This is a genomic window from Shigella dysenteriae (assembly GCF_022354085.1).
Classification (GTDB): domain Bacteria; phylum Pseudomonadota; class Gammaproteobacteria; order Enterobacterales; family Enterobacteriaceae; genus Escherichia; species Escherichia coli.
Map to the genome: position 1 here is coordinate 4,206,738 of NZ_CP055055.1, position 22,464 is coordinate 4,229,201.

The 22,464-nt window shown below is 51.5% G+C and carries 18 protein-coding genes and 2 tRNA genes; 3 read left to right on the forward strand and 17 right to left on the reverse strand.

All coding sequences use genetic code 11. The features are described 5' to 3' along the window. Positions 1-3 precede the first annotated feature (3 nt). Both HUZ68_RS20060 and HUZ68_RS20065 read left to right on the forward strand, forming a co-directional pair. The gene (locus tag HUZ68_RS20060) at positions 4-882 is read left to right on the forward strand and encodes a U32 family peptidase (protein ID WP_033814985.1); all 879 of its coding nucleotides are present in this window, start codon (positions 4-6) and stop codon (positions 880-882) included. Between the two features lie 80 nt (positions 883-962). Further along, positions 963-1,970: a luciferase-like monooxygenase gene (locus HUZ68_RS20065; RefSeq protein WP_033814984.1), complete on the forward strand. Its 1,008-nt coding sequence runs from the start codon at positions 963-965 to the stop codon at positions 1,968-1,970. Positions 1,971-2,087: 117 nt separating this feature from the next. On the opposite strand, the gene mtr is transcribed toward HUZ68_RS20065, so the two are convergent. The 12 genes from mtr to HUZ68_RS20125 form a co-directional block, all read right to left on the reverse strand. Then, entirely contained in the window at positions 2,088-3,332 is a 1,245-nt protein-coding gene (mtr, locus tag HUZ68_RS20070) for a tryptophan permease (RefSeq protein ID WP_001603847.1), read from the reverse strand. A 153-nt stretch (positions 3,333-3,485) separates the two neighbouring features. Beyond that, positions 3,486-5,375 (reverse strand): ATP-dependent RNA helicase DeaD, encoded by a 1,890-nt coding sequence (gene deaD, locus HUZ68_RS20075; protein WP_001301504.1) that lies wholly within the window; start codon positions 5,373-5,375, stop codon positions 3,486-3,488. Further along, positions 5,368-5,448: a protein YrbN gene (gene yrbN / locus HUZ68_RS20080; RefSeq protein ID WP_010723222.1), complete on the reverse strand. Its 81-nt coding sequence runs from the start codon at positions 5,446-5,448 to the stop codon at positions 5,368-5,370. Before yrbN ends, deaD begins: the two co-directional genes overlap by 8 nt. Positions 5,449-5,554: 106 nt before the next feature. Continuing rightward, a complete protein-coding gene (gene nlpI, locus HUZ68_RS20085) occupies positions 5,555-6,439 on the reverse strand; it encodes a lipoprotein NlpI (protein ID WP_000802080.1) in 885 nt (294 codons plus the stop codon). 108 nt (positions 6,440-6,547) lie between these two features. Continuing rightward, the gene (pnp, locus tag HUZ68_RS20090; RefSeq protein WP_001298740.1) at positions 6,548-8,683 is read right to left on the reverse strand and encodes a polyribonucleotide nucleotidyltransferase; all 2,136 of its coding nucleotides are present in this window, start codon (positions 8,681-8,683) and stop codon (positions 6,548-6,550) included. A 246-nt stretch (positions 8,684-8,929) separates the two neighbouring features. Next, the gene (gene rpsO, locus HUZ68_RS20095) at positions 8,930-9,199 is read right to left on the reverse strand and encodes a 30S ribosomal protein S15 (RefSeq protein WP_000059466.1); all 270 of its coding nucleotides are present in this window, start codon (positions 9,197-9,199) and stop codon (positions 8,930-8,932) included. A gap of 148 nt (positions 9,200-9,347) precedes the next feature. Continuing rightward, on the reverse strand, positions 9,348-10,292 hold the full coding sequence (gene truB / locus HUZ68_RS20100; protein ID WP_000089698.1) for a tRNA pseudouridine(55) synthase TruB: 945 nt from the start codon (positions 10,290-10,292) through the stop codon (positions 9,348-9,350). Continuing rightward, positions 10,292-10,693, reverse strand: a complete 402-nt coding sequence (rbfA, locus tag HUZ68_RS20105) for a 30S ribosome-binding factor RbfA (protein WP_001040205.1) — start codon at positions 10,691-10,693, stop codon at positions 10,292-10,294. Before rbfA ends, truB begins: the two co-directional genes overlap by 1 nt. A gap of 164 nt (positions 10,694-10,857) precedes the next feature. Continuing rightward, the gene (infB, locus tag HUZ68_RS20110; RefSeq protein ID WP_000133044.1) at positions 10,858-13,530 is read right to left on the reverse strand and encodes a translation initiation factor IF-2; all 2,673 of its coding nucleotides are present in this window, start codon (positions 13,528-13,530) and stop codon (positions 10,858-10,860) included. 24 nt (positions 13,531-13,554) lie between these two features. After that, entirely contained in the window at positions 13,555-15,042 is a 1,488-nt protein-coding gene (nusA, locus tag HUZ68_RS20115) for a transcription termination factor NusA (protein ID WP_001031057.1), read from the reverse strand. A 27-nt stretch (positions 15,043-15,069) separates the two neighbouring features. Further along, complete coding sequence (rimP, locus tag HUZ68_RS20120; RefSeq protein ID WP_033815079.1) at positions 15,070-15,522, reverse strand: ribosome maturation factor RimP; 453 nt, start codon at positions 15,520-15,522, stop codon at positions 15,070-15,072. 206 nt (positions 15,523-15,728) lie between these two features. Next, positions 15,729-15,805 (reverse strand) — tRNA-Met (locus tag HUZ68_RS20125). 347 nt (positions 15,806-16,152) lie between these two features. Between HUZ68_RS20125 and argG the strand changes: the two genes are divergently transcribed. Further along, positions 16,153-17,496, forward strand: coding sequence for an argininosuccinate synthase (gene argG / locus HUZ68_RS20130; RefSeq protein WP_000207678.1), 1,344 nt, complete (start codon positions 16,153-16,155; stop codon positions 17,494-17,496). Between the two features lie 7 nt (positions 17,497-17,503). On the opposite strand, the gene HUZ68_RS20135 is transcribed toward argG, so the two are convergent. The 5 genes from HUZ68_RS20135 to folP form a co-directional block, all read right to left on the reverse strand. Continuing rightward, positions 17,504-19,129, reverse strand: a complete 1,626-nt coding sequence (locus HUZ68_RS20135; RefSeq protein ID WP_072686010.1) for a phosphoethanolamine transferase family protein — start codon at positions 19,127-19,129, stop codon at positions 17,504-17,506. Positions 19,130-19,587: 458 nt separating this feature from the next. After that, positions 19,588-19,674: transfer RNA gene (locus HUZ68_RS20140), tRNA-Leu, on the reverse strand. Between the two features lie 14 nt (positions 19,675-19,688). Then, on the reverse strand, positions 19,689-20,021 hold the full coding sequence (gene secG, locus HUZ68_RS20145) for a preprotein translocase subunit SecG (protein WP_001295556.1): 333 nt from the start codon (positions 20,019-20,021) through the stop codon (positions 19,689-19,691). A gap of 227 nt (positions 20,022-20,248) precedes the next feature. Further along, a complete protein-coding gene (gene glmM / locus HUZ68_RS20150; RefSeq protein WP_000071137.1) occupies positions 20,249-21,586 on the reverse strand; it encodes a phosphoglucosamine mutase in 1,338 nt (445 codons plus the stop codon). Further along, positions 21,579-22,427, reverse strand: coding sequence for a dihydropteroate synthase (gene folP, locus HUZ68_RS20155; RefSeq protein ID WP_000764731.1), 849 nt, complete (start codon positions 22,425-22,427; stop codon positions 21,579-21,581). Before folP ends, glmM begins: the two co-directional genes overlap by 8 nt. Positions 22,428-22,464: the final 37 nt, after the last annotated feature.

A 22,464-nucleotide genomic window follows, 5' to 3' on the forward strand; every position in this document is an offset into this window, starting at 1 on the left:
GCAATGAAATATTCCTTAGGGCCAGTGCTGTGGTACTGGCCAAAAGAGACGCTGGAAGATTTTTATCAGCAGGCCGCCACCAGCAGCGCCGACGTGATTTATCTTGGCGAAGCGGTATGCAGCAAGCGCCGGGCAACCAAAGTTGGCGACTGGCTGGAGATGGCAAAATCGCTCGCCGGAAGTGGTAAGCAGATAGTGCTCTCCACGCTGGCGCTGGTGCAGGCATCATCTGAACTGGGCGAACTGAAACGCTATGTTGAGAACGGTGAGTTTCTGATTGAAGCCAGCGATCTCGGCGTGGTGAATATGTGCGCTGAACGCAAACTGCCGTTCGTCGCCGGACACGCGCTGAACTGCTATAACGCGGTGACGCTGAAAATATTGCTCAAACAGGGCATGATGCGCTGGTGTATGCCGGTGGAGCTTTCCCGCGACTGGCTGGTGAATCTGCTTAATCAGTGCGATGAGCTGGGCATTCGCAACCAGTTTGAAGTGGAAGTCCTGAGCTACGGTCATCTACCGCTGGCCTACTCCGCCCGCTGCTTTACCGCGCGTTCGGAAGACCGCCCGAAAGATGAGTGTGAAACCTGCTGCATTAAGTATCCGAACGGGCGCAACGTGCTGTCGCAGGAAAACCAACAAGTGTTTGTACTCAATGGCATTCAGACCATGAGCGGCTACGTTTACAACCTCGGTAACGAGCTGGCATCCATGCAGGGGCTGGTCGATCTGGTCCGCCTGTCACCGCAGGGTACTGACACTTTCGCGATGCTCGACGCCTTCCGCGCTAATGAAAATGGCGCTGCACCACTGCCGTTGACGGCGAACAGCGACTGTAACGGCTACTGGCGGCGGCTGGCAGGACTGGAGCTGCAAGCCTAAGTAAATAGCTCACTTTGTTAACAACTTTAACTACTCTTTAATGCAGTATTAAAGATTAATCGGTAACAAAGTGAGCTGTTATGACTGATAAAACCATTGCGTTTTCGCTACTCGATCTGGCCCCCATCCCCGAAGGTTCTTCAGCACGAGAAGCATTCTCCCACTCTCTCGATATCGCCCGTCTGGCTGAAAAGCGCGGCTATCATCGCTACTGGCTGGCGGAACACCACAATATGACCGGCATTGCCAGTGCTGCAACATCGGTATTGATTGGCTATCTGGCGGCAAATACCACCACGCTGCATCTGGGTTCTGGCGGCGTGATGTTACCGAACCATTCGCCATTGGTGATTGCCGAGCAGTTCGGCACGCTTAATACGCTCTATCCGGGGCGAATCGATTTAGGGCTGGGACGTGCTCCAGGTAGCGATCAGCGGACAATGATGGCGCTACGTCGTCATATGAGCGGCGATGTTGATAATTTCCCTCGCGATGTCGCGGAGCTGGTGGACTGGTTTGACGCCCGCGATCCCAATCCGCATGTGCGCCCGGTTCCGGGCTATGGCGAGAAAATCCCGGTGTGGTTGTTAGGCTCCAGCCTTTACAGCGCGCAACTGGCGGCGCAGCTTGGTCTGCCGTTTGCGTTTGCCTCACACTTCGCGCCGGATATGTTGTTCCAGGCGCTGCATCTTTATCGCAGCAACTTCAAACCGTCGGCACGACTGGAAAAACCATACGCGATGGTGTGCATCAATATTATCGCTGCCGACAGCAACCGCGACGCTGAATTTCTGTTTACCTCAATGCAGCAAGCCTTTGTGAAGCTGCGCCGTGGCGAAACCGGGCAACTGCCGCCGCCGATTCAAAATATGGATCAGTTCTGGTCACCGTCTGAGCAGTATGGCGTGCAACAGGCGCTGAGTATGTCGCTGGTGGGCGATAAAGCGAAAGTGCGTCATGGTTTGCAGTCGATCCTGCGCGAAACCGACGCCGATGAGATTATGGTTAACGGGCAGATTTTCGACCACCAGGCGCGCCTGCATTCGTTTGAGCTGGCGATGGATGTTAAGGAAGAGTTGTTGGGATAGTGTGTCTTAACGCGGGAAGCCTTATCCGAGCTGGCAACGCTGTCCTACATAGACCTGATAAGCGAAGCGCATCAGGCATTGTGTAGGCAGCAGAAATGTCGGATAAGGCATCGCTGATTACTGATACACCGGCAGTAAATTAAAGCTCGATAAAATATGCACCAGTGCGTTGCCGACGCCAAACACCAGAATCAGCGCAATCATCGGCTTGCCACCCCAGACGCGGAATTTCGGGCTGCCAAAGCGTTTACGCGATGCACGGGCTAACAGCGCCGGAACAATTGCCGCCCAGATGGTAGCCGCTAAACCAGCATAACCAATGGCGTACAGGAATCCGTTCGGGAACAACAGCCCCCCCACAACTGGCGGGGCAAAGGTCAGCAATGCCGTTTTCAAGCGCCCCAGGGCTGAGTCATCGAAACCAAACAGATCTGCCAGATAGTCAAACAAACCCAGTGTTACGCCAAGGAACGAACTCGCTACCGCAAAGTTTGAGAACACGACCAGCAGAAGGTCCAGGCTACGGCTGTTCAGCACGCCGCTTAATGCTTGCACCAGCACATCAATGTTACCGCCCTTCTCGGCGATGCCGATAAACTCCGGACGAGGGATGTTGCCCATTGTCGCCAGCAACCAGATGGTATACAGCGCCAGTGCCATCAGCGTACCGTACACCAGGCATTTCACGATGGTTTTCGGATCTTTGCCGTAATACTTCATCAGGCTTGGCACGTTACCGTGATAACCAAACGATGCCAGACAGAACGGCAGGGTCATCAACAGATACGGTGCATAAGACGCATTGCTTTCGGCGACGTTGAACAATGTCGCAGGCTGCACATGCCCCAGCAGGCTACCAAAGGTGAGGAAGAAGGTAATGACTTTCGCCCCCAGCACAATCGCTGTCATGCGACTGACGGCTTTAGTGCTCAACCACACCACAAACGCTACCAGCAATGCAAAACCAAAACCCGCCGCCCGTGCCGGGACGTTTAGTGACATCTCTGCGAAGGTGTGATGCAGAATCGAACCACTGGCAGAAATATAGGCATAGGTCAGGATATAGAGCACAAAGGCAATGGAAATGCCGTTGACCACGTTCCAGCCTTTGCCCAGCAAATCTTTGGTGATGGTGTCAAAACTCGAACCGATTCTGTAATTCAGGTTAGCTTCCAGAATCATCAAGCCGGAATGCAGCATACAGAACCAGGTAAAGATCAGCGCCGCCATTGACCAGAAAAACCACGCCCCGGACATGACCACTGGCAGAGAAAACATCCCTGCGCCAATAATGGTGCCGCCGATAATCACCACGCCGCCAAGCAGCGACGGTGACGTTTGGGTGGTGGTTAGTGTTGCCATGAGGGCCTCTCTCCAGTGAAAAATAGTGCGACTGCGTTGTTATGTATTGCACTGTACCAGTACACGAGTACAAAAGACAGAAAAAAAGCCCCGATGGTTCAAATCGGGGCTGTATATATTATTTTACAGACTGTGTTCGCTGTTCAGCGATGATTACGCATCACCACCGAAACGACGACGACCGGTAGAGTCATCACGACGCGGAGCGCGGCCTTCACGACGTTCGCCGCTAAAACGACGACCATCACCACGACCACCTTCACGGCGTTCACCGCTGAAGTTACGACCACCTTCACGACGCTCGCCACTGAAACCACGACCACCGCCACGACGCTCTCCGCCAGTATGCGGCTGTGCATCGCCCAGTAATTGCATATTCATCGGCTTGTTCAGAATGCGAGTACGTGTAAAGTGTTGCAGCACTTCACCCGGCATACCTTTCGGCAGTTCGATGGTGGAGTGAGAAGCAAACAGCTTAATGTTACCGATGTAACGGCTGCTGATGTCGCCTTCGTTAGCAATCGCACCAACGATATGACGAACTTCAACACCATCATCGCGGCCCACTTCAATACGGTACAACTGCATGTCACCAACATCACGACGTTCACGACGCGGACGATCTTCACGGTCGCCACGCGGGCCACGGTCGTTACGATCGCGCGGACCACGGTCATCACGGTCACGGAATTCACGTTTCGGACGCATCGGCGCATCTGGCGGAACAATCAGAGTACGTTCACCCTGTGCCATTTTCAGCAGTGCGGCGGCCAGAGTTTCGAGATCCAGCTCTTCACCTTCTGCAGTCGGCTGAATTTTGCTCAGCAGTGCGCGGTATTGATCCAGATCGCTGCTTTCCAGCTGCTGCTGTACTTTAGCGGCGAATTTTTCCAGACGGCGTTTGCCCAGCAGTTCTGCGTTCGGCAGTTCTACTTCCGGAATAGTCAGCTTCATAGTACGTTCAATGTTGCGCAGCAGACGACGCTCGCGGTTCTCAACGAACAGCAGCGCGCGGCCAGCACGACCCGCACGACCGGTACGACCGATACGGTGAACGTAAGACTCAGAATCCATCGGGATATCGTAGTTAACCACCAGGCTGATACGCTCAACGTCCAGGCCACGGGCCGCAACGTCGGTCGCAATCAGGATGTCCAGACGACCATCTTTCAGGCGTTCCAGTGTCTGCTCACGCAGCGCCTGGTTCATGTCACCGTTCAGCGCGGCGCTGTTGTAGCCGTTACGCTCAAGAGCTTCAGCCACTTCCAGAGTCGCATTTTTGGTACGAACGAAGATAATCGCCGCATCAAAATCTTCCGCTTCCAGGAAACGTACCAGTGCTTCGTTTTTACGCATACCCCAGACAGTCCAGTAGCTCTGGCTGATGTCAGGACGGGTAGTCACGCTGGACTGAATGCGCACTTCCTGCGGCTCTTTCATAAAGCGGCGGGTAATGCGACGAATCGCTTCCGGCATGGTTGCAGAGAACAGAGCGGTCTGATGACCTTCCGGGATCTGCGCCATAATGGTTTCAACGTCTTCGATGAAGCCCATGCGCAGCATTTCGTCAGCTTCATCCAGAACCAGACCGCTCAGTTTAGAGAGGTCCAGAGTGCCACGTTTCAGGTGGTCCAGCAGACGGCCCGGAGTACCGACAACGATCTGCGGCCCCTGACGCAGGGCGCGTAATTGCACGTCATAACGCTGGCCGCCGTACAGGGCAACCACATTTACGCCGCGCATGTGTTTAGAGAAATCCGTCATTGCTTCAGCAACCTGTACCGCCAGTTCGCGGGTCGGTGCCAGCACCAGAATCTGTGGTGCTTTCAGCTCAGGATCAAGATTCTGCAGCAGAGGTAAAGAGAATGCTGCAGTTTTTCCGCTCCCCGTCTGGGCCATACCCAGAACGTCGCGGCCATTCAGCAAATGTGGAATACACTCTGCCTGAATTGGAGATGGTTTTTCGTAACCCAGATCGTTAAGGGCTTCAAGGATAGGAGCCTTCAGGCCCAGATCTGCAAAAGTGGTTTCGAATTCAGCCATGTAGTACGTGTGCCTCAAAATTAATGGCGGCCAGTCTACATAACTCATCATGAAATTGATCAGCAATTTTCATTGAAAAGTGTGAACCGGCTCAAAGTAGGTGTATTAACGAACAACAACGCCCTCACCCGTTAAGGTGATGGCAATCAAAAAAGATTACGGGCTGATGTGTACGTCAGCTATTGCTGGTCCGATTCTGCCAGGTCATCTTGGTCCTGGCCCAGGAGCGATAATTCCAACAATGCGTATCGGTGCTCAACAAAGTTATGAACGTTGTTGGCAACCGCCAGTTTGAACAGTGCCGTGGCGCTGTCCAAATCCCCCAGACTTAGGTAGTACTTACCTAAATAGAAGTTGGTTTCACTGAGATGCTCAGCGAGCGAGGTGTTATCCGTTGCGTCCGCCTTGAGCCTTTCCATTAACGTTTGTTCGCTAATGTTGCCCAGGTAGAACTCGACAATGTTCCATCCCCACTGTTCCTTATCCGATTTTTCGAAGTGCTGTTTCAACACTTCTTTAGCCTGCTTCTCATCGAGCTTCTGCTCGGCGAGATAAAGCCACAGACTACGGAAAGGATCATTGGGATCGTCTTGATAAAACGCCAGCAGATCATCTTGCGCTAACTTGTCACGACCGCCGTAATATAATGCGATCCCGCGATTCAAGTGCGCGTAGTTGTAAGTTGGATCAAGCTCAAGTACAGAATCAAACGCTTCATAGGCAGCATCAAAATTGCCTGCCTGCGTTAAATATATGCCTAAGTAATTGAATACTTCAGGCATATCCGGTCGGATTGCCAGCGCTTGCGAAAAATCGTTACGCGCTAATGCCCTCAGACCGAGACTATCATACAACACTCCGCGCTCATATAAAAGCTGTGCGCGTTCGTCATCGGTTAAAGCCCGACTGGCAAGGATTTGTTCCATACGTGCCAGAATCACTTCCTGCTGTAAAGTCGGTTGCAATGGTACCGCGAGGACTTCACTTTTACGCCAGGAAGTATTACTGCATCCTGCAAGCGTAAGTGCTGTCGCAACGAAACACCAGCGCAAAAAAGGCTTCATTTCCCACTCCCGAAGACCACGGTTGAATGAACGTCCTGTTCCCGGTTGCTAACAAGGCGTCCTGCCCGGTTAAAAGCCCCCCGCCGCAGCGGAGGGCAAATGGCAACCTTACTCGCCCTGTTCAGCAGCCGGAGCTTCCGGTGCTGCAGCAGGTTGAGACTGCTCAGTCGCTTCTTTAATGCTCAGACGGATACGGCCCTGGCGATCAACTTCCAGAACTTTCACCGGTACTTCCTGACCCATCTGCAGGTAATCGGTCACTTTCTCAACGCGTTTGTCAGCGATTTGAGAGATGTGTACCAGACCTTCTTTACCGCCGCCGATGGCAACAAATGCGCCGAAGTCAACGATACGGGTCACTTTACCAGTGTAGACGCGGCCCACTTCGATTTCTGCAGTGATCTCTTCGATACGACGAATAGCGTGTTTCGCTTTCTCGCCGTCGGTCGCTGCGATCTTCACAGTACCGTCATCTTCGATTTCGATGGTGGTGCCAGTTTCTTCGGTCAGGGCACGGATCACAGAGCCGCCTTTACCGATAACGTCTTTGATCTTGTCCGGGTTGATCTTGATGGTATGGATACGCGGTGCGAACTCAGAGATATCGCCACGCGGCGCGTTGATCGCCTGTTCCATTACGCCCAGGATATGCAGACGCGCACCTTTAGCCTGGTTCAGCGCAACCTGCATGATCTCTTTGGTGATACCTTCAATTTTGATATCCATCTGCAATGCAGAGATACCGTCGCGGGAACCCGCAACTTTGAAGTCCATATCGCCCAGGTGATCTTCGTCGCCCAAAATGTCAGACAGCACAACGTAGTTGTCGCCTTCTTTCACCAGACCCATTGCGATACCCGCAACGGCAGCTTTGATTGGCACACCTGCGTCCATCAGCGCCAGAGACGCGCCGCACACGGAAGCCATAGAAGAAGAACCGTTGGATTCGGTGATTTCAGACACTACACGTACGGTGTACGGGAATTTGTCCATATCCGGCATGACTGCCAGCACGCCGCGCTTCGCCAGACGACCGTGACCAATTTCACGACGCTTCGGAGAACCGACCATGCCGGTTTCGCCTACGGAGTACGGAGGGAAGTTGTAGTGGAACAGGAAGGTATCGGTACGTTCGCCCATCAGTTCATCAAGAACCTGCGCGTCACGAGCAGTACCCAGCGTTGCGGTAACCAGCGCCTGCGTTTCACCACGGGTGAACAGCGCAGAACCGTGAGTACGCGGCAGCACGCCAGTACGCACATCCAGACCACGGATCATATCTTTTTCACGACCATCGATACGCGGTTCGCCTGCCAGTACGCGGCTACGAACAACGTTTTTCTCGATCGCGTGCAGAATTTCACCCAGTTCGTTTTCGTCCAGGGTTTCGTCTTCAGCAAGCAGCGTTGCGATGGTTTCAGATTTGATGACATCAACCTGCGCATAACGCTCTTGTTTGTCGGTGATGCGGTAAGCATCGCTCAGACGAGCTTCAGCCAGTGCAGCAACGCGCGCGTTCAGCGCTTCGTTTACCGGCTCCGGCTGCCAGTCCCAACGCGGTTTACCGGCTTCTTTCACCAGTTCATTGATGTTCTGAATAACAACCTGCTGTTGTTCATGACCGAACACCACTGCGCCCAGCATCTGGTCTTCGCTCAACAGTTCAGCTTCAGATTCAACCATCAGCACGGCAGCTTCAGTACCGGCAACCACCAGGTCCAGCTTGCTCTCTTTCAGCTCGTCCTGAGTCGGGTTCAGTACGTACTGGTCATTGATGTAACCTACGCGGGCAGCACCAATCGGACCATTGAACGGAATACCAGACAGAGACAGTGCTGCGGAAGCACCAATCATCGCGACGATATCCGGGTTAACCTGCGGGTTAACAGAAACCACGGTGGCGATAACCTGAACTTCGTTGACGAAACCTTCCGGGAACAGCGGGCGAATCGGGCGGTCAATCAGACGCGCGATCAGCGTTTCGCCTTCGCTTGGGCGGCCTTCACGACGGAAGAAGCTACCCGGGATACGACCAGCAGCGTAGGTACGCTCCTGATAGTTAACGGTCAGTGGGAAGAAGTCCTGACCTGGTTTGGCTTTTTTCTGGCCAACAACGGTAACGAATACCGCGGTGTCATCCATGCTAACCATAACAGCGGCAGTAGCCTGACGAGCCATCATGCCGGTTTCCAGAGTCACGGTGTGTTGGCCGTACTGGAATTTACGAACGATCGGATTAAGCAATGTAATATCCTTTCTCTTTCTTAGACAGTACCTTACGGCACTGGTGTTAATACCCGATCTTCTGCGCATCCTCGCGACTAATGACAACCCTAACCCAGCCCAATGTGGGTAAAGCCTCTCATTAGCCGCGCGAACCTCTGCAACGGAAGATCATTCATAGCAACAATACATTAGTTTCCAGTGAATTGCTGCCGTCAGCTTGAAAAAAGGGGCCACTCAGGCCCCCTTTTCTGAAACTCGCAAGAATTAGCGACGCAGACCCAGGCGCTCGATGAGCTGGGTGTAACGTGCTACGTCTTTACGTTTCAGGTAGTCGAGCAGTTTACGACGCTGAGAAACCATGCGCAGCAGACCACGACGGCTGTGGTGATCTTTTTTGTGCTCTGCAAAGTGGCCCTGCAGGTGATTGATCTGTGCAGTCAGCAGTGCTACCTGAACTTCGGTAGAACCGGTGTCGTTTGCGTCACGACCAAACTCAGAAACGATTTTAGCTGTTGCTTCAGTACTTAGAGACATTTTAAAACTCCAAAGTATATAGAATGAAAGGACGCCGATCTCTAATTCAGCGATCCCAGTGTACGTTACGCAAAGTGTTAAACAATTTACGCGACGTTAAGCGGCAGTATTCTACTCGTAGCGACCTGTTATCGCAAGACGGTTAACATTACGCCGGGTATTCAACCACCAGGCGACGAGGCGCAACGCGGCCTTCATCGTCAATTTCGCCCATACCGATAAATTTGCCGTTCTCACCTTCCGTGACGCGAACCAGTCCTTCCAGCGGTGCACCAGATGTACGAACCGGGTTACCATTTTTGAAGTAAACAGAAGACGTTAACGGAAGATTCACCACCGGATAGTCCGAAGCTGGACTGTCCATTGGCATCAGTAATGGATCAAGTAACTCCGCAGCCGGAATATCCTGCTGTTCAGCTTGCTCAACAAGTTCACGCAGGTGCTCCAGGGTCACCATCCGTTCAACCGGATATTTACTTACCGCCAGACGACGCAGGTAAATAACATGCGCGCCACAACCGAGTTTTTCACCCAGGTCATCAATGATGGTGCGGATATAAGTGCCTTTTGAGCAGTGAATTTCCAGCTCCAGCTCATTGCCTTCATGGCGAATAAACAGCAATTCATAAACGGTAATCGGACGCGCTTCACGCGGAACTTCAATGCCCTGACGCGCATATTCGTACAGTTTTTTGCCCTGGTATTTCAGTGCTGAATACATCGATGGGATCTGTTCGATATCGCCACGGAAAGTATCCAGTGCCGCCGCCAGTTGTTCTGCACTAAAGGTTACCGGACGCTCTTCAACGATTTGTCCGTCGGCGTCAGAAGTATCGGTACGCTGTCCAAGACGCGCAATGACCCGATAGCGTTTGTCGGAGTCCAGCAGATACTGGGAAAACTTCGTCGCTTCCCCGAGGCAAATCGGCAACATGCCGGTCGCCAGCGGGTCCAGCGCACCGGTATGCCCGGCACGGTTGGCGTTATAAATCCGTTTCACTTTTTGCAGCGCATCGTTGCTGGACATACCCTGAGGTTTATCCAGCAACAAAACGCCGTTAATGTCGCGACCGCGACGACGAGGACGACTCATTAGTCCTCCTTGCTGTCGTCCGGGTTAACACGACGTTCTTCGTCATGTTTGACCACGCTGGTCACCAGGTTTGACATGCGCATCCCTTCAACCAGAGAGTTGTCGTAGAAGAAGGTCAGTTCCGGCACGATACGCAGGCGCATCGCTTTCCCCAGCAGGCTGCGGATGAAACCAGAAGCTTCTTGCAACGCTTTGATGCCCGCTTTAACCGCGTCTTCATCTTTGTCGTTGAGGAACGTCACATATACTTTGGCATACGCCAGGTCGCGAGACATTTCGACACCGGAAACGGTGGTCATCATGCCCAGACGAGGATCTTTAATTTCACGCTGCAGGATGAGAGCGATCTCTTTTTGCATTTCCTGCGCTACGCGCTGCGGGCGACCAAATTCTTTCGCCATAATAAATTCTCCTGACAAAAAAGGGGCTGTTAGCCCCTTTTTAAAAATTAATTTCAGGTGGAAGGGCTGTTCACGTTGGCCTGATAAGACGCGCCAGCGTCGCATCAGGCAATCCATGCCGGATGCGGCGTAAACGCCTTATCCCGCATGGAACCCTAAAAACCTTAAGCGATGGTACGTTGGATCTCGATGATTTCGAATACTTCGATCACATCGCCAGTGCGGACGTCGTTGTAGTTCTTAACGCCGATACCACATTCCATACCGTTACGGACTTCGTTAACGTCATCTTTGAAGCGGCGCAGGGACTCCAGCTCGCCTTCATAGATAACCACGTTGTCACGCAGAACGCGGATCGGGTTGTGACGTTTAACCACACCTTCGGTAACCATACAGCCTGCGATGGCACCAAATTTCGGTGATTTGAACACGTCACGAACTTCCGCCAGACCGATAATCTGCTGTTTCAGTTCCGGAGACAGCATACCGCTCATCGCCGCTTTCACTTCGTCAATCAGGTTATAGATGACGGAGTAGTAACGCAGATCCAGGCTTTCAGCCTCAATCACTTTACGCGCAGATGCATCGGCACGAACGTTAAAGCCAACCAGAATAGCGTTGGATGCTGCCGCCAGGGTGGCGTCGGTTTCGGTGATACCACCTACGCCAGAACCGATGATCTTCACTTTAACTTCGTCAGTAGACAGTTTCAGTAAGGAGTCGGAGATCGCTTCTACAGAACCCTGTACGTCTGCCTTGAGGACTATATTCACTTCGTGAACTTCGCCTTCGGTCATGTTGGCGAACATGTTCTCGAGTTTAGATTTCTGCTGACGCGCCAGTTTAACTTCGCGGAATTTACCCTGACGATAGAGTGCAACTTCACGCGCTTTCTTCTCGTCACGCACAACGGTAACTTCATCACCCGCAGCCGGAACACCGGACAAGCCGAGGATTTCCACCGGAATGGACGGACCCGCTTCCAGCACTTCCTGACCCAGTTCGTTACGCATCGCACGAACACGACCGTATTCGAAGCCACACAGAACGATATCGCCCTTGTGCAGAGTACCTTCACGTACCAGAACGGTAGCAACCGGACCACGACCTTTATCGAGGAAGGATTCGATAACCGCACCGCTCGCCATACCTTTACGTACCGCTTTCAGCTCCAGAACTTCCGCCTGCAGCAGGATAGCGTCCAGCAGTTCATCGATACCGGTACCCGCTTTCGCAGATACGTGTACGAACTGGCTTTCACCGCCCCACTCTTCCGGCAGGATGCCGTACTGGGAGAGTTCATTCTTAACGCGATCCGGATCGGCTTCTGGTTTATCGATCTTGTTCACTGCAACCACCACCGGTACCTGCGCCGCTTTCGCGTGCTGGATTGCTTCGATGGTCTGCGGCATTACGCCGTCGTCGGCAGCAACAACCAGGACTACGATGTCCGTTGCCTGCGCACCACGTGCACGCATTGAAGTAAACGCGGCGTGCCCCGGGGTGTCCAGGAAGGTGATCATGCCGTTTTCAGTTTCAACGTGGTATGCACCAATGTGCTGGGTAATGCCGCCCGCTTCGCCAGAGGCCACTTTCGTTGAACGAATGTAGTCCAGCAGAGAGGTTTTACCGTGGTCAACGTGACCCATGATGGTCACAACCGGAGCGCGCGGTTCAGCCGCAGCCCCCGTGTCACGGTCGCTCATTACCGCCTCTTCCAGCTCGTTTTCACGACGCAGGATAACTTTGTGGCCCATCTCTTCAGCAACCAGCTGTGCGGTTTCCTGATCGATAACCTGGTTGATGGTTGCCATTGCGCCCAGTTTCATCATCGCTTTGATGACCTGAGAGCCTTTAACCGCCATCTTGTTCGCCAGTTCGCCAACGGTGATAGTTTCGCCGATCACAACGTCACGGTTAACGGCCTGAGCAGGCTTCTGGAAGCCTTGCTGCAGCGAAGAACCTTTACGTTTTCCGCCCTTACCGCCACGTACTGCTGCGCGTGCTTCTTCACGATCAGCTTTTGATTCAGCGTGTTTGTTGCCTTTCTTCGGACGCGCTGCTTTCGCGTTACGACCACGGCCACGGCCGCCTTCGACTTCACGATCGCTTTCGTCTTCTGCCTGGCGAGCATGTTGAGAAGTAGTGACGTGATAATCGCTGGAATCCTCAGTCGGTTCCGCGTTATCAGTCCATTTGTTTTCTTCCGCCATACGACGTGCTTCTTCAGCAACGCGACGTGCTTCTTCTTCGAGTTTACGACGCGCTTCTTCTTCGGCTTTACGCTTGAGCTCTGCAGCTTCCTGCTCACGGCGGGCTTTTTCAGCCTGGGCGTTTTTAGTCATATCGTCTTGTTGATTGCTCACTTTGTCTTTTTCCGCAGCTTCACGTTTCGCTTGTTCAGCAGCTTCACGCTTAGCTTGTTCTGCGGCCTCACGTTCAGCTTTTTGTTGCGCCTCGCGTTTAGCCGATTCTTCTGCCTCACGACGGGCTTGCTCTTCCGCTTCACGCTGCGCTTGCTCTTCCGCTGCAAGGCGTTCAGCCTCTTGCGGATCGCGTTTCACAAAGGTGCGTTTCTTGCGGACTTCGATTTGTACCGATTTGCTTTTTCCACCGGTACCAGGAATGTTAAGGGTGCTGCGTGTTTTACGTTGCAGCGTCAATTTGTCCGGGCCTGAATTTTTCTGATTCAGGTGGTCAATCAAAGTCTGTTTCTCTTGTGCAGACACAGAGTCGTCAGCAGACTTCCGGATACCTGCATCAGCAAATTGCTGTACCAGGCGTTCCACGGAGGTCTGTCGCTCTGCGGCCAGCGTTTTAATCGTTACATCTGTCATGCTGTTCCTTCCTGCTACAGTTTATTACGCTTCGTCACCGAACCAGCAAATATTACGGGCAGCCATAATCAGTGCTCCGGCTTTTTCGTCGGTCAACCCTTCGATATCAGCCAGATCATCAATGCCCTGTTCGGCGAGATCTTCCAGCGTACAAACGCCACGGGCGGCCAGTTTGAATGCCAAATCACGATCTACCCCTTCAAGGTTCAGCAGATCGTCAGCCGGTTTGTTATCACCGAGGCTTTCTTCCTGGGCCTGTGCAATGGTGGCCAGTGCATTTTTAGCACGCTCGCGCAGTGCTTCAACGGTCGGCTCATCAAGGCCTTCGATTTCCAACAGCTCTTTCATCGGCACATAGGCCAGTTCTTCCAGCGTCGAGAAACCTTCTTCTACCAGAACAGTCGCGAAGTCTTCGTCGATGTCGAGATATTTGGTGAAGGTGTCGATCGCTGCGTGCGCTTCCGCCTGATGCTTAGCCTGCAGGTCGTCAACGGTCATTACGTTGAGTTCCCAACCGCTCAGCTGCGAAGCCAGACGCACGTTCTGACCGTTACGGCCAATCGCCTGTGCCAGGTTACCGGCTTCAACGGCGATATCCATGGTGTGTTTATCTTCATCCACCACGATAGAAGCAACGTCTGCCGGTGCCATTGCGTTAATCACGAACTGCGCCGGGTTATCATCCCACAGGACGATATCGATACGCTCGCCGCCCAGTTCAGTAGAAACCGCCTGAACACGCGCGCCACGCATACCTACGCAAGCACCTACCGGATCGATACGTTTATCGTTGGTTTTCACCGCGATTTTCGCACGAGAACCCGGGTCGCGAGCCGCTGCTTTAATTTCAATCACTTCTTCGCCGATTTCTGGCACTTCAATACGGAACAGTTCGATCAGCATTTCCGGCTTGGAACGAGTGACGAACAGCTGCGCGCCACGCGCTTCCGGGCGAACGGAATAGAGCACGCCACGAACGCGGTCGCCAGGGCGGAAGTTTTCACGCGGCAGCATATCTTCGCGCAGGATCACGGCTTCAGCGTTGTTGCCCAGATCCAGAGAGATGTTGTCGCGGTTTACTTTTTTCACCACGCCGGTGATGATTTCACCTTCGTGTTCACGGAACTGATCAACCACCATCGCACGTTCGGCTTCACGCACTTTCTGCACGATAACCTGTTTTGCCGTCTGGGTGGTGATACGGTCAAAGGTAACAGACTCAATCTGATCTTCAACGTAATCGCCCAGGTTCAGGCTTTCATCTTCATAACGTGCGGCTTCAAGGGTGATTTCCTTGGTCGGCTGGGTGACTTCATCAACAACTAACCAGCGACGGAAGGTGTCAAAATCACCGCTTTTGCGATCGATCTGTACGCGAACGTCGATCTCTTGTTCATATTTTTTCTTTGTTGCTGTCGCCAGCGCGCTTTCCAATGCTTCGAAAATCTTCTCGCGAGGTAGCGCCTTTTCATTGGATACGGCTTCAACTACAGCCAAAATTTCTTTGTTCATCGCGGGCTTTTCACCTCATCCAGACTATTAAAAGTGGGGAACCAGGTTCGCCTTCTGGATATTACTCAGCGCGAACACTTCATCTTTACCTTCGACGGTAACTGTGATCATTTCACCGTCTACCGCTTTGATAACACCCTGCCATTTACGACGGTTTTGTACCGCCATACGGAGAAGCAGAGTCACCTCTTCTCCGACAAAACGGGCGTAGTGTTCAGCCGTGAACAGTGGGCGATCGAGACCCGGTGAGGAGACTTCCAGGTTATAAGCAACGGTGATGGGATCTTCAACATCCAGCACAGCACTTACCTGGTGGCTCACATCAGCACAATCATCAACATTGATGCCATCTTCACTATCAATATAGATGCGCAGTGTGGATGTGCGACCGCGAATAAATTCGATGCCAACCAGTTCAAAACCCAGGGCCTCAACTGGCGCAGTAATCATCTCTGTTAATTTTTGCTCTAATGTGGACAAGCCCACCCCCAAGACATAAAAAAAGGGCCTAAAGCCCAGTTATTCTGTAGTCAGATAACAAAAAACCCCGATAAATCGGGGCTTTATATAACTGAACCCTATAACCGCAACTGCGGTCTGGAGCACTTTCCAGAAGGATTTTTTCAAATCCCACTACGAAGGCCGAAGTCTTCACAGTATATTTGAAAAAGGACTCTAAGGGAAAGTGGTTGCGGGGGCCGGATTTGAACCGACGACCTTCGGGTTATGAGCCCGACGAGCTACCAGGCTGCTCCACCCCGCGCCTGAAACGTGGCAAATTCTACTCGTTTTGGGTAAAAAATGCAAATACTGCTGGGATTTGGTGTACCGAGACGGGACGTAAAATCTGCAGGCATTATAGTGATCCATGCCACATTTTGTCAACGTTTATTGCTAATCACGTGAATGAATATCCAGTTCACTTTCATTTGTTGAATACTTTTGCCTTCTCCTGATCCCCCTTAAGCGCATTATTTTACAAAAAACACACTAAACTCTTCCTGTCTCTGATAAAAGATGATTAAATGAAAACTCATTTATTTTGCATAAAAATTCAGTGAGAGCGGAAATCCAGGCTCATCATCAGTTAATTAAGCAGGGTGTTATTTTATGACGACGATTCTCAAGCATCTCCCGGTAGGTCAACGTATTGGTATCGCTTTTTCCGGCGGTCTGGACACCAGTGCCGCACTGCTGTGGATGCGACAAAAGGGAGCGGTTCCTTATGCATATACTGCAAACCTGGGCCAGCCAGACGAAGAGGATTATGATGCGATCCCTCGTCGTGCCATGGAATACGGCGCGGAGAACGCACGTCTGATCGACTGCCGCAAACAACTGGTTGCCGAAGGTATTGCCGCTATTCAGTGTGGCGCATTTCATAACACCACCGGTGGCCTGACCTATTTCAACACGACGCCGCTGGGCCGCGCCGTGACTGGTACCATGCTGGTTGCTGCGATGAAAGAAGATGGCGTGAATATCTGGGGTGACGGCAGCACCTATAAAGGAAACGATATCGAACGTTTCTATCGTTACGGTCTGCTGACCAATGCTGAACTGCAGATTTACAAACCGTGGCTTGATACTGACTTTATTGATGAACTGGGCGGTCGTCATGAAATGTCTGAATTTATGATTGCCTGCGGTTTCGACTACAAAATGTCTGTCGAAAAAGCTTACTCCACGGACTCCAACATGCTTGGTGCAACGCATGAAGCGAAGGATCTGGAATACCTCAACTCCAGCGTCAAAATCGTCAACCCGATTATGGGCGTGAAATTCTGGGATGAGAGCGTGAAGATCCCGGCAGAAGAAGTCACAGTACGCTTTGAGCAAGGTCATCCGGTGGCGTTGAACGGTAAAACCTTTAGCGACGATGTAGAAATGATGCTGGAAGCTAACCGCATCGGCGGTCGTCACGGCCTGGGCATGAGCGACCAGATTGAAAACCGTATCATCGAAGCGAAAAGCCGTGGTATTTACGAAGCTCCGGGGATGGCACTGCTGCACATTGCGTATGAACGCCTGTTGACCGGTATTCACAACGAAGACACCATTGAGCAGTATCACGCGCATGGTCGTCAGTTGGGCCGTCTGCTGTACCAGGGGCGTTGGTTTGACTCCCAGGCGCTGATGCTGCGTGACTCTCTGCAACGCTGGGTTGCCAGCCAGATCACTGGTGAAGTTACCCTGGAGCTGCGCCGTGGGAACGATTATTCAATCCTGAATACCGTCTCAGAGAACCTGACCTACAAGCCAGAGCGTCTGACGATGGAAAAAGGCGACTCGGTGTTCTCGCCAGATGATCGTATCGGTCAACTGACCATGCGCAACCTGGATATCACCGATACCCGCGAGAAACTTTTCGGTTATGCCAAAACTGGCCTGCTTTCCTCCTCTGCCGCTTCAGGCGTGCCGCAGATGGAGAATCTGGAAAACAAAGGCCAGTAATTCGACATCAACCCTGCCCTTCAGGGGTGGGGTTACCTTGCTTATCCTCTGTAAACTCCTTTCTGAGCATCACATAATCGAAAACATCATGGTTTGCATCCACAACCCGTGAGTCTCCTTTATAGTGTGCAATCACTTCCTCAAGCGTTTGCGGCTGTTCCGGCTTTGTTACCCCCATCCACGCATTAATAAGGTAATTATTGTAAGCTGTCGAAAAGATGTTGTTTTCCGTTGTGCGATCCACACCATCCCCAAGAACGGGGCTATACCAGATAAACATCGGGACATGATATGCCTGCTGGCTGGCCTCCCTGCCTCCATGAAAATAGACGTTCTTCTTCGTAGGGTCACGTTCCAGGCCGTGGTCGGCAAAATACATGACCGAGGCGCGGCGATCTTTTAATAATTCAAAAACCTGACCTAGCAAACTATCTGTGTAATGAATGGAGTTGTCATAGCAGGCATCCTGATCGTCCTGCGGTTGAAACACGGCGCTGGATTGCGGATAGGCGCTACAAGCCGGTTCATGGCTTCCATTTAAATGAAGAACAATCAGTTTCTTTTGCTGCGTATTTTGCTGTAATGCTTGCGATAAATGCGGCAACAACAATTCATCAAATCCTCTGACATAAACTGTTTCCATGGCACGCATGGCGATACTGGTAACTGCTGTACCATTCTGCCGAAAAGCGGATTGCGAGCTTAGCCAGAAAGTCTGAAATCCTGCTTGATTAGCCATATTAATAATGTTGTCGGGGTAATTATGAATGTCATGGCTCAAAACAGAATCAGCAGTTAAAGAAAGGGGAACCGACAGCGCAGTGTAAGGTGCACCGCTTATTGCTTGATTAAACAGCTTGATCTGTTTTCTTTGTGCTTCGACTTGCGGTGTCGTAGAGCGTGTATATCCATACAAAGACATATTGTCGACACGTACAGACTCCCCCACAATCAACACGTAGGTATCAATACCTGTATCCCTGACTGATAATTGAAAATACGGCACTGTGTTTGCAATTGAGAGTAATCTTTGATGCTCTTTCGCTGCTAAAGCAAAATAATTGAGATTGAAAAACGGCGTATAGGTAGCAAATCGCGACGCTAGTATATATGGACTGAACGCTTTTTTATTTTTTGCATCTTTATAAGCAAATTGACAAGCGGAAAATAAACTTCCCGAAATGACAATCAGCAATAATATTCCTGTCACTTTTTTTGTCGGCAAGGAAACATCATATTTTATTATTACAGCCAAAAAAAGAAGGGATAAAAAGGCAAAAGCACATAGATAAGGGCTATACATTCCCAGCATTTTGACAACTTCATCCGGATCACTCTGCAGCACACTAATCGCAAATCCATCATTGAAAGTTGTACCAAAGGTACACCATGAATAGAGGCTAATACTCATGTCTGCCGCAGTCAGTAACACAAATGGTGCGGCAACAAGCAGGCGAAGCGGAAGGGATGATATACGTTTAACAACCAGGATGGTCAGAACGAAGAACAGCAATCGCTGAACCATATGCGCTCCGGAAGAGGCGACTAAGTTCGTAATACCAAAAACAATAACACTAAGATACAACAACCAATGAGATTTAAAACTTCTAGCAAATTTGTTGAATACTGTCATCCAGAAATCCAAGTTCACAACCAATATAAACAATTATCAACAATGTGCAATTTTATATCAGACATGTTTTTCAACTCTGATCCATATCAGAACGAAACACTGTTAGTTTTTTCTTTTTAAATGATGCGGCCATTGCGTTCTCAGTAATTAAATAACATTATCAATGCGTCTCTAAACATTACGCAGAACGTAGCCATCAGTAGTTATACTGACAGGAGCAGGATGGTTTATCGAGAAGTAAACATATCCGTATTCGTACCGGAACTGGAGTTGACACAATAAAGTACCAATTATGTCAGCAGTAGGGAAAAGTTTATAACGAAGGCGTACCGGCACCATCGTTTCAAGGTGCCAGCTACGAGTAAAGCAACTGGACGAGATACAGATACCTGACAACCATTCCTCAGACCAGGACCAAAACGAAAAAAGACGCTTTTCAGCGTCTCTTTTCTGGAATTTGGTACCGAGGACGGGACTTGAACCCGTAAGCCCTATTGGGCACTACCACCTCAAGGTAGCGTGTCTACCAATTCCACCACCTCGGCACGGAAACTACTTTTTAGTTCGGGATATCGCTGGTCGGCTTAGCCGGAGCAGCTGGCTGAGTTTGTTCGGTTTTCGCCGGCGCACTCAGGTTTTCCCATTCGCTACCTTTATTGGTTTTGTTGCTATTGATGTTACCCAGCACCAGACTGATGATGAAGAATAACGTTGCCAGCAGCGCCGTCATGCGGGTCATGAAGTTACCAGAACCACTTGAACCAAACAGCGTAGCGGAAGCGCCTGCTCCGAAGGAGGCTCCCATATCAGCGCCTTTACCTTGCTGCAGCATGATTAGACCAACAAGGCCAATTGCCACAATAAGGAAAACTACCAAAAGAGCTTCGTACATAATCAACCTGTTCCTTGCGGAGTTGCCGCGTACCAATGCTTCAACCAATAAAGCGGGAGTTTATAATCTTTCCCACTGAAGCGGGTGTGAATACTAACCAAAGCGAATGACCTTCGCAAGGGCAATTTTATCGCATTGTATCAACTGCGGAAAAAAACAGCAAAACCGATGTGTTCGCCGAGAAAAAAGGCGACAATCGCCGCCTTTTTAGCCAGTTATCTAACGCTTTAAACGGCTTTTACTGCATCGGCGATGCGGTGTGCAAATTCAGTCACCTGCGCTTCGTCTTCGCCTTCCACCATCACGCGAATTAACGGTTCGGTGCCGGATTTACGCAACAGCACACGTCCACGGCTACCCAGCGCCGCTTCAACTTCTGCGGTCACCGCTTTGACTGATTCATGCTCCAGCGGATCGCCGCTACCTGCGGTGTAACGCACGTTTACCAGGATTTGCGGGAACATTTTCATGCCGCTGCAAAGGTCGTGCAGGCTCATATGGTTACGCGCCATCGCCGCCAGCACCTGCAAACCAGCAACGATGCCGTCACCGGTAGTGGTTTTATCCAGCAGGATCACATGACCGGAATTCTCTGCACCGATACGCCAGCCTTTCTCCTGCATTTTTTCCAGTACGTAGCGGTCACCCACTTTCGCGCGCGCAAATGGAATTCCTAACTGTTTCAGCGCCAGTTCAAGCCCCATGTTGCTCATCAATGTACCCACAGCGCCACCACGCAGCTGGCCCTGACGAAGACCTTCACGCGCGATGATATACATGATCTGATCGCCATCGACTTTATTGCCTTCATGGTCAACCATAATCACGCGATCGCCGTCGCCGTCGAAGGCAATACCGAGATCCGCTTTTTCAGCCAGCACACGAGCCTGGAGCGCGCGAACGTCGGTAGCCCCCACTTCGGCATTGATGTTTACACCGTTTGGCTCACAACCGATAGCGATAACATTCGCTCCCAGTTCGCGCAGCACGTTCGGCGCGATGTGATAAGTCGCACCGTTTGCGCAATCCACCACAATCTTCAGTTCACTGAGGCTAAGTTCGTTCGGGAACGTGGCTTTGCAAAACTCGATATAGCGACCCGCAGCATCAACGATACGGCTGGCTTTACCCAGTTCTGCCGAATCAACACAGCTGATCTCTTTTTCCATTTCCGCTTCGATGGCTTCTTCAACTGCATCCGGCAGCTTAGTACCGTCAATAGAAAAGAATTTAATGCCATTATCGTAGAACGGGTTATGCGATGCAGATATCACAATTCCGGCCTCTGCGCGGAAGGTACGCGTCAGATAAGCCACGGCCGGTGTTGGCATCGGGCCAGTGAAGAGTGCGGAAAGGCCCGCAGCCGCCAGCCCCGCTTCCAGTGCTGACTCCAGCATATAGCCAGAAATACGCGTGTCTTTACCAATAATAATCTTACGGGAGCCGTGGCGCGCCAGCACTTTACCCGCGGCCCAACCCAGCTTAAGCACAAAATCAGGTGTGATCGGCGCATCCCCTACACGACCACGAATCCCATCGGTACCGAAATATTTACGATTACTCATAGCGTTTGTTTTCCTTTGCAGACAGAGTAGCTTCCACCACTCGCATCGCTTCTACGGTTTCTTTGACGTCATGAACACGAATAATGTGCGCGCCTTGCATTGCGGCAATGACCGCACAGGCCAGACTACCGCTCAGGCGCTCGGACGGCCCCACGTTCAGCAGCTGCCCAATCATCGATTTTCGTGACATACCCACCAACAGCGGCAGGTTGAAATGGTGAAATTCAGCCAGGCGCGCCAGTAATGAATAGTTATGGGAGAGATTTTTACCGAAACCGAATCCGGGGTCGAGCAACAATTTCTCTTTTGCGATACCCGCCTGCTCGCAACGTGCTATTTGCTCAATAAAGTAGCGATTCACTTCTGCAAAGACATCGTCATACTTCGGGGCTTCCTGCATGGTTTTTGGATTTCCCTGCATATGCATCAGACAAACCGGTAAACCGGTTTCTGCAGCCGCCTCCAGAGCGCCAGGTTCGGAAAGGGAGCGGATATCGTTAATAATGTGAGCGCCAACTTTCGCTGACTCACGGATGACTTCTGGTTTGGATGTATCGACCGAGATCCAGACTTCGAAGCGTTGAGCAATTGCCTCAACCACAGGAATAACACGTTGCAACTCTTCTTCAACGCTAACTTCCGCCGCCCCTGGCCGCGTGGACTCGCCACCAACGTCAATGATCGTCGCGCCAGCGTTGATCATCAGATTCGCATGTTTCACCGCATCTATCAGCGAGTTATGCGTGCCACCATCCGAAAAGGAATCAGGCGTGACGTTGAGGATCCCCATTACGTGAGGATGGCTAAGGTCCAGTGAAGTACCCTGGGCAAAGAGTTTCATGATGTTATCCCTGGTATGAATTGATAAGAAAAAACCC